The following is a 6,510-nucleotide window of genomic DNA, read 5'->3' as shown; positions in this document are numbered from 1 at the left end:
GGGGCTTCCCTGGAAAATCTGAGTAAAAGACAGAAAAATTGTCTAGAGACTATCAAAAAAGTTTATGAACAACAACAGTCAATGTGGGAGAATAAGACCCAGAGTGTTCCTCAAAGAATTGTAAGTTTAACTCAACCGCATATTCGTCCAATAGTGAGGGGAAAAGCAGGAAAACCAATAGAGTTTGGAGCTAAACTCTCAGTAAGCTGTGTAGATAACTATGTGTTTCTAGACAAAATAAGTTGGGAAAACTTCAATGAATCTTGTCATTTAAAAGAACAAGTAGAAAAGTATAAAGAAACGTTTGGCTATTATCCTGAATCCGTCCATGTAGATAAAATTTATCGAACTAGGGAAAACAGAAATTGGTGTAAGGAAAGAGGGATAAGAATCAGTGGTCCGAAGTTAGGAAGACCTCCGAAAAATGTCAGTGAAGAAGAAAAGAAACAAGCCCACTCCGATGAATGCTTCCGTAATGCTATTGAGGGAAAGTTTGGACAAGCTAAACGAAGATTTAGCCTAAATCTCGTGATGACAAAACTCCCTGAAACCTCCATTACATCTATTGCTATTACATTTTTAGTTGTCAATCTTTCTAAACTTCTGAGGCAGTTTTTGTCGCTTTTTTTGTCCTTATTTACTAATAATAGAACAGGGGAACTCATTAAACCGCTTTTCATTAATTTTGATTATACTTTAAACAATTTTTATGTACTAAAACTTATTGATTTGTCAGAAAATTCTTGGTCAAAAGTGGCATAAATTTTGGAGAAACTTTTTCAGCAAACCCTAAGTTAGTTGCTAAAATAAATTTTCCTGCTTCTTTAGTCTTTCTACTTATCTCTTCATCTTTTTTGATGATCAGACTAATCATTTTATAAATCTTTTCCTTTTTTTTCGAGTAAGTTTCAATCAGTTCAACTTCTTTTATTTCCAACAATCTCAATTTTTTATTAATAGCTTTTAATTTATATCGAGCAGCTTGAGGATGTTCAGATTCTTCAGATTGTATTTCTTTAAGAAATTTTTGGGATTTCTTCTCTTCTTGGGAAAGTTGTTTTTCTAGTTTTTCCAAATCACTTTTCTGTCTTTTTTCACTCAAGACTATTAACCAAGTTTGCTTGATTCCACCATAAGTAACAATTTCTTCTTTCCAGGTATAACTTTCTAAATTTAGGTCACTTCTTTTTTCTTTATCTTCATCTTTTACTTCTTCCACCTCTATATTTTGCACTAATTCTTTTGCTTTTTTTATGGTCATTGGAACTCTCGTTATCCATTTTAAATGTTGGATTAGTTGGAGATTTTCTTGACCATATAAAGCACTATCACAAACCATGATACTATCAAACTTTATTTGCTTTTTGAATTCTACTAAAACTTTTCCAAATACAGATTTATCAGATTCATTTTCATCTCCTACTCTCACAAATAATGGAATATCTCCATCTGGGCTTGTTATTAAATCCAAGACACATTGTTTTAAGTCTGGTCTATGATCCCGAGAATATCCTTTCTTAATAAAAATTGGTCTTTCTTTAATAATTTTTTCTTCTTCCTGTTTCTCTTTATCTTCTTCCCTTTTATATTCTCCATCTAAATGAAATGATGTGGAATCTAAATGGGAGTATTTAAGGTCTATTTTAAATTTTTTAATTACTTCTAAAACTACTTCAATAAAAATATCATTTAGTCCATATTTATATAATTCATCCATTACTCTCCCAATTTTATCCTCATTAAGGTAATCAGGTTTAATTCTTTCTCCTAACAATTTCTCAATAGCTTTATCTTGAAAAAACTGACTGAATAAATATAGAGGTCTTGAAACAAATCCTAGTCCATTGATTAAAATAGACTTAACTACTGTACCTGCTGAGATTTTTTCTCTAACATCTATTCCTAATTTATTATTAATTATTTTGACTATTCCTATTTCATCAATTAAACCAGCTACTATCCCTAAATGGTCTAAATTTTTAACTTGTATTTCTTCTAAATAAGACATTTTTCGCTCTTTTTTTACGGAGGAAACAACTTAAGCAATTATACTTAATTATTAACCCCAGGCTTGTAGTATTTAATGCTACTTTTTGAAGTGCGGAATCTGGGATCTAACCTCTAGCTGATTACTGATCAGTTTGTGAGAAATGCGGGATTTGTATTGGCATTTGTATTGTCATTGGCATTGGCATTGGCATTGGCATTGGCATTGGCATTTGCTTCGGAAAAGCTAAAAGTAAAAGAAGAAAATTTTAGCTCACGGGGTGACAAGCCCGTTAAAACCCTGATTGAAAGAGGGTTTCAGCCGTGGCGATCGCTCTATAAATTGTCAAAAACTAGAGGGCTTATTGAGAATAAACAATAATGATAATTATTCTTGCCGTGTGTGTGGGGGGGAGGACGGTGTAACCCTCCTCCCCCCCACAGGGTTGATGCTCAAAATCAACCCCTTGGGCAATATTAGTTTTTATTAAATAATAAAAATTGGTTTATTTTGGATAGTTACATCTAAAATAAATCATCTTCCACTGGTTATTTTATGTTAAGATAAAATAGGGGAATTAAGCCGTCTTATCTATTATGGACATGGCTTGTAACCCTTTTTTATAATTGTTGAGTTTCTGGGGATTATTGCTCATCATAATTGAAATAAAATCAGAGCAAAATTCCCAAGCGTGAATCCAAAGAGAGCCATAAAGTCCTATCCAAAAATTACTATGTCTTCGGTCACGTCTTGATTTTTCAGTTAGACGAGCAATATATTTTCCTTGATTGGTTTGTCGAAATGTTTTGCCTTTTAAAGAAGTAGCAGTGTAAGCGATCGCTATTAATAAAATCAAGGAATTTAGTCGTTTATTATTGGCTTTACTTCCCTCCAAATTATAACCCCCTGTCTTACAATCCTTGAACATAGCTTCAATACCTGCCCTGGCTCGATAGACTTTCAAGACCTCTGATAAACTGTCTAAGTTGGTAAGAATAAACCAAGGCTCTTTTTCCTGTTTGCCCTTGTATTTTCTTTTCCAATATGCTCCCACATTAAAGTTTCCAAACCCTTTATTTTTAGTGACTGAAACCCCAGTTAAAAACATCTTCATCCCAGGTTTCATTCCTAACTGCGAAAAAGTTTGATAATCTTCATCATCTTTTTTCTGGTTTGTACCTTGTAGGAGTTACGCATTGACAGATGGTTTACAATGTGCATAGTCCAAACAGAGAAAGCTATCGCTGTTAACAAAAAGCAAAAAACTGATAAAATAGAGAGGATTATAAGAACTGGAGGTAGATATCCGAACTATAACGAAGAAATCAACGGCTAAATGTCATTTAGAACTCTATACTTACTATTTAATTGCTGAATCCAAATATTCGGGTTGTAATCGTTTATCCGAGATATTTGAGGATTTATCTCATGATAGTGTTAACCGTTTTTTATTAAGAGAAAGCTATAAACCTGTTGATTTATTCAATGAATTTAAACAGCACATTGAACTGAGTGGGGGAACCTTAAGTATTGATGATACAGTCATTGAAAAACTTTATAGTAATCCTAAATTAAGTAAATTTATTGGTTATTTCTGGTCAGGAAATAAACATAAAACTATCAAAGGAATTAATTTAGTTACTTTATTATATACTGACCCTAATGGAATTTCAGTCCCTCTAAATTATCGACTTTATGATAAAGAAGATAATCTGTCTAAAAATGATTATTTTCGGATGATGCTATCGGAAGTTTTAGCTTGGGGACTGAGGCCAATTTATGTAACTGGTGATAGTTGGTATTCATCTAAAGAGAACCTTAAATTTTTGAAAAAACAAGAATTAGGTTTCATGATAGGAATAGCTAAAAATCGACAAGTATCAATCGTTAAAGGACAATATCAATCCGTTGAAAGCTTAGAAATAGAGGAAAATGGGACAATTGTTTACTTAAAAGAGTTTGGCGAAGTTAAAGTATTTAAGAAACATTTCAAAAACGGGATGCTTCGTTTTTATATTTTATTTGACAAAGAGAATAAAGACTTAAGAGAAACAGATAAAACTCTATTTACTTTGTTGAAAACAACTCATTGGATTATTGAATGTTACCATCGTGCGCTCAAACAATTATGTGGTATCAATAAATTTATAGTCAGAAAATCAGAAGCTATATTGACCCATTTCTTTAGTTCTTTACGGGCTTTTATTAAACTTGAATTAATGAGAGCTAATGAGTTAATTGATAATTGGTATCAACTCCAAAGAGAATTGTCTATTGAAGTTAATCGGAATTTTATTTTAGAGCAAATAAATTTGAAATTATCAGCCTAATTTATAGATTAGTTATTGTTATTATTACGTCAATTTTAATGACTCTAATAATTAGCGATCGTTGTCTCTCTTTAAAGCTACTCATATTTAAGTTAATTTGTCAATGCGTAACTCCTACCTTGTTTCTGACGAAAAGCGAAGAATAACTTTTGTTTTTTACTTTTTTGTTTCAACCAATAAGCTAATTTAACACTGTGGAATTCTCGGTCTCCAAGAATGACTAACTCATAGTTTTTTAGAAGACAAAGAACAGGTTGAATTAATGCCTGTTGTTCAGATAATCTGCTGGCTCCTCTTTTCCCTAAAAGTGTCCAATAGATGGGTAAAGCCAGCTTTTTCCAGATAACAGCAACCATGAAAACATTTTTATCTTTCCATTGGGTTCGGTCAATTGTTATAATCAGACGAGAGCCAGTCTTAAATTCTTTACAAATAATAGCTTTAATCACAGGAAACCAGAATCTGGGAATGGCTAAAGCTGACAAAACTAGTGCAGCTTGGCGAAAATAATCCACCAGATTTTTACAGAAACTTCCGTGACTAGCCACGACAATGTGTTTCAATGAAACTAACGGAAGAATCTCGAAGTTGATGTCCATGATAAAAGCATTGCCAATTAACCTCTCCAACCTACAGAAAACAGTACTCCAACAAATAGTGAGAGGGACAACAAACCCCTATCGCCTTGTTAGACGAGCCAAGCTAATCTTAGCCGCAGCATCAGGAGAGAGCAATAGTTCGATTAGTCGAAGATTAGAATTAGACCGAGTACAAGTGCGTCAGTGGCGATCGCGATGGTTTGAGGAGAGAGAAAAACTGAGTGCCGCCGAAGAACAACAGGTAACGGAGAAAGCATTAATGGTCTTGATCAAAGGAATTTTAAGCGATCGCCCAAGACCTGGAACAACAAAATCCTTTACGGTCGAACAAGTAGTCCAGATTGTAGAGATCGCTTGTGAAGAATGTGAAAAATCAGACAGACCAGTGAGCCATTGGACACCTTCAGAGTTGGCGGATGAAGCCATAAAAAGAGGAATTGTCGAAAAGATTTCCCCCCGTAGTGTGGGGCGTTTTTTAAAAAGAAGCGACATTACAACCACATCTCGTTCGTTACTGGTTAAATGCCAAAATTGATGATCCCTTAAAATTTAAAAAGCAAGTCAAATATATCTGTGAACTTCATCAAGAAGCTAAAACTTTGTTAGAACAAGGAATTCATTTAATTAGTACAGATGAAATGACAGGGATTCAAGCTCTTGAGAGATTATTTCCGAACAAAAGAATCAAGCCTAAACAAGTAGAAAAAATCGAATTTGAATATGAAAGACACGGAACTTTAAGCTTGATTGCGAACTGGGATGTGGCAAGAGGAAAAGTTGTTAGTCCCTCTATTGGACCGACAAGAACAGAACAAGATTTTTCTGAACATATCCAAAGAACGATTAAGATTGATGAAAAAGCAGAATGGATTTTTATTGTAGATCAACTCAACACTTATAAATCGGAAAGCTTAGTCAAATTAGTAGCAGAAAGCTGTGGAATTACTATTGATTTGGGGAGAAAAGGAAAGGAGGGGATTTTGCAATCTATGGACAGCAGAGCAGATTTTTTATCAGATGAATCTCATCGAATTCGCTTTGTTTATATTCCCAAACATACATCGTGGCTTAATCAAATTGAGTGCTGGTTTTCGATCTTAGTCAGGCGTTTACTCAAAAGAATTACTGTCCGTTCAACTGAAGAACTATCCCAAAAAATTCTCAATTTTATTGATTACTTTAATCAACATTTTGCTAAGCCGTTCGTTTGGAAATTTAAGGGCTTTAAAGATCATAAGTGACTGTCTAACCTGTTTATGTACTGTCAGCAACCACAGTAAAATTCTAAAAGCCTCGAACTGTGTTTGTGTTAAATGTTTGGTAAAATGAGATTCATAAACTGCTAAAAAGCTCATGATTTAAGTTATAAAACGATTAAGGACAATCTGATTATTATTAGCATAAAATCGGATTGTTTTCTCTCTTTTAGGAGTTTACGCTCGCGCATCAAAACAGTTTGGGGGGGCAGGGCAATCGCATTTAATTTTTGAAAAGCTGACTGCATAAGAGGTTTTGCGATCGCCGTTCATTTGTACTGAAACTCTAAAATCTTTACTGGATCACGCATCTCAGATTTTAATGCGATTGCCCTGTT

General features: G+C 33.7%; 6 protein-coding genes and 2 pseudogenes. 5 read left to right on the top strand and 3 right to left on the bottom strand.

Going from position 1 to position 6,510, the window contains the following annotated elements; translation table 11 throughout:
- Nucleotides 1-762 (top strand): annotated as a pseudogene (locus CWATDRAFT_RS28795) (IS5-like element ISCwa2 family transposase); the annotation flags it as partial.
- Here CWATDRAFT_RS28795 and CWATDRAFT_RS28790 read toward each other — a convergent pair.
- Nucleotides 740-2,008, bottom strand: a pseudogene (locus tag CWATDRAFT_RS28790) (IS1634 family transposase); the annotation flags it as partial. The pseudogenes CWATDRAFT_RS28795 and CWATDRAFT_RS28790 overlap by 23 nt on opposite strands.
- 156 nt (nt 2,009-2,164) lie before the next feature.
- On the opposite strand from CWATDRAFT_RS28790, the gene CWATDRAFT_RS28785 reads away from it, so the two are divergent.
- Nucleotides 2,165-2,368: a hypothetical protein gene (locus CWATDRAFT_RS28785; RefSeq protein ID WP_232287229.1), complete on the top strand. Its 204-nt coding sequence runs from the start codon at nt 2,165-2,167 to the stop codon at nt 2,366-2,368.
- A 196-nt stretch (nt 2,369-2,564) separates the two neighbouring features.
- Here the strand turns inward: CWATDRAFT_RS28785 and CWATDRAFT_RS28780 are convergent, their stop codons facing one another.
- Entirely contained in the window at nt 2,565-3,101 is a 537-nt protein-coding gene (locus CWATDRAFT_RS28780) for a hypothetical protein (protein ID WP_007306889.1), read from the bottom strand.
- A 190-nt stretch (nt 3,102-3,291) separates the two neighbouring features.
- Here CWATDRAFT_RS28780 and CWATDRAFT_RS34925 point away from each other — a divergent pair, with 190 nt between their 5' ends.
- Complete coding sequence (locus CWATDRAFT_RS34925) at nt 3,292-4,317, top strand: IS701 family transposase (RefSeq protein ID WP_071892152.1); 1,026 nt, start codon at nt 3,292-3,294, stop codon at nt 4,315-4,317.
- A 92-nt stretch (nt 4,318-4,409) separates the two neighbouring features.
- Here CWATDRAFT_RS34925 and CWATDRAFT_RS28770 read toward each other — a convergent pair whose 3' ends face one another.
- Nucleotides 4,410-4,865 (bottom strand): hypothetical protein, encoded by a 456-nt coding sequence (locus CWATDRAFT_RS28770; protein ID WP_232287228.1) that lies wholly within the window; start codon nt 4,863-4,865, stop codon nt 4,410-4,412.
- A 4-nt stretch (nt 4,866-4,869) separates the two neighbouring features.
- Here CWATDRAFT_RS28770 and CWATDRAFT_RS28765 point away from each other — a divergent pair, with 4 nt between their 5' ends.
- Together CWATDRAFT_RS28765 and CWATDRAFT_RS28760 are read left to right on the top strand one after the other, a co-directional pair.
- Entirely contained in the window at nt 4,870-5,451 is a 582-nt protein-coding gene (locus CWATDRAFT_RS28765; RefSeq protein ID WP_007303067.1) for a helix-turn-helix domain-containing protein, read from the top strand.
- A 64-nt stretch (nt 5,452-5,515) separates the two neighbouring features.
- Complete coding sequence (locus CWATDRAFT_RS28760) at nt 5,516-6,157, top strand: transposase (RefSeq protein ID WP_007308276.1); 642 nt, start codon at nt 5,516-5,518, stop codon at nt 6,155-6,157.
- The last annotated feature ends 353 nt before the right edge of the window (nt 6,158-6,510 follow it).

Source organism: Crocosphaera watsonii WH 8501 (genome assembly GCF_000167195.1).
GTDB classification, from domain to species: domain Bacteria; phylum Cyanobacteriota; class Cyanobacteriia; order Cyanobacteriales; family Microcystaceae; genus Crocosphaera; species Crocosphaera watsonii.
The sequence above is the reverse complement of the archived record's forward strand: the minus strand, read 5'-3'. Positions and strand labels throughout refer to the sequence as shown.

Excerpts from the sequence above, each read along its gene's own strand:
- CWATDRAFT_RS28780 (WP_007306889.1), bottom strand. The coding sequence starts at position 3,101 with ATGAAGATGTTTTTAACTGGGGTTTCAGTCACTAAAAATAAAGGGTTT.
- CWATDRAFT_RS28765 (WP_007303067.1), top strand. The coding sequence starts at position 4,870 with ATGTGTTTCAATGAAACTAACGGAAGAATCTCGAAGTTGATGTCCATG.